This is a genomic window from Helicobacter sp. UBA3407 (assembly GCF_949747025.1).
GTDB classification, from domain to species: domain Bacteria; phylum Campylobacterota; class Campylobacteria; order Campylobacterales; family Helicobacteraceae; genus Helicobacter_D; species Helicobacter_D ganmani.
The window spans coordinates 1-1,667 of sequence record NZ_CATKCB010000224.1; the positions used below are offsets into that span (position 1 = coordinate 1).

Sequence of the window (1,667 nt, forward strand, 5' to 3'; positions counted from 1 at the left end):
CTCTTAAAGAACAAAAGGAAGTCAAAGAATCTTTTTTGAAAGAAGAGAAAGAGGATAAAAGAAATATAAAAAATTCAAAAACCACCACAACACAGAGTCTCAATACTCTTGGAAATGCGTTCAAAGAGGAAAATATAAAACAAGACATCAAGCAGCAGGATATTTTCTTAGAAAATCTGCTTAAAACTACTGAAAAATCTGCGCAAAGTTCAAAAGAAACTTCCAAAGAGGCGATGTTGGAAGTAAGCAAAGAGAATACAGAGAAAAAAGCAAAAATCAATCAAGAGATTTATCAGGCAAGCACACAAGCGCAGGTAGAGAATCGTTTGAGTGTGCAAAATACTTTCTTGCATTTTAGCGATAAGCTAAGAGAAGCATTGCAGAATTATCGCCCGCCCATTACTAGGTTGTCCTTAGAGCTCAATCCAGAAAATTTGGGAAGTGTGGAGCTTACGATTACTAAACGCGGAGAAAATGTCTCTGTGCAAATCACTTCCAATCAAACCGCTTTGCAACTCTTTATGCAAAATGCGCAAGAATTTAAAAATAGCTTGAGCAATTTGGGCTTAAATGATGTCAATTTAGAGTTTAAAGATAATGCAGGGAATCTTTTAGATAATGGAGATTTCAATGGTTCTAATGGAGGAAATAGCGGAGGATTTGGCGGACAAAATCAAGGGGAGAATCCTCGCAAAGAGCAGAATTTGACACAAAATTCTGATGAAAATTCGCAAAATACTCAAAAGTGGAATGAAAATAGCTTACATATTTACAAAGAAGTGAATAACCCTTATGCCAAAGTGGCACTTGTGGAGATTAACTTTTCATATTATGCTTAAAGGATAAAGAATGTCATCAACAACTGCAACAGGACTAAATGGAAATTACCAACAACCTCAAACTACAAGCAACACAAGTCGTTCAAATGGAACAGAGAGTGCAAAGGAAAACGAATGGAAAAATCCATTAGATGATAAAGAGATTCCCAAAGATGAAAGCACAACCGGTGGAAATTCATTGTCTAATGAAGCGTTTATGCGATTGTTTTTAGAGCAACTTAAAAACCAAGACCCAACTGCTCCAATGGAGACACAAGAGATTCTAACTCAAACTGCGCAACTCACACAAGTGGAAGCGCAGGAAAAAATGAAAGCCGCAATGGAAAAAATGACAAGCGCAATGGAATCTATGCAAGAAACAAACGAAAAAACTATTGAAGCACAAGAGAAGATGATAGAATCCCAAAAGAAAATGCTAGAATCTTTAGGCTTGCTCTCTGATAGTATTCAAGATAGCAATATTTTGAGTGGTTATAATGCGATTGGCGTAATAGGAAAAATTGCAGAGACAGGTTTAAATACAATCACGCTTGAGAAGAATGAGACAACAAAATTTAGCCTTTACTTTGATGAGCCTATTGATGCAAGTAAAGGTGATCCAAAGATTACTATTGTTACAAAAAAGGTTACCACAGGTTCAGATGGAAAAGAATCTGAAGAAAAAACGATTGTTAAAGAAATCAGTCTTAAAAATTATGACGGGCAAAGTGGTTGGATTGATTTTGAGTGGGATACAAAAGATAGTGGTGGTAGCTATGTAAAAGCTGGGGATTATACGATTAGTGCAGAATATAACTTAGATGCAACAACTAACAAATATTTAAGCAC

General features: G+C 35.8%; 2 protein-coding genes. Both read left to right on the forward strand.

Going from position 1 to position 1,667, the window contains the following annotated elements:
* The coding region (locus Q1553_RS07885) for a flagellar hook-length control protein FliK (protein WP_300842900.1) at positions 1 to 839 on the forward strand (839 nt) is incomplete at its 5' end.
* Positions 840 to 849: 10 nt separating this feature from the next.
* Positions 850 to 1,667, forward strand: an 818-nt coding sequence (locus tag Q1553_RS07890; RefSeq protein WP_300842901.1) for a flagellar hook capping FlgD N-terminal domain-containing protein, incomplete at its 3' end; no start/stop codon positions are given.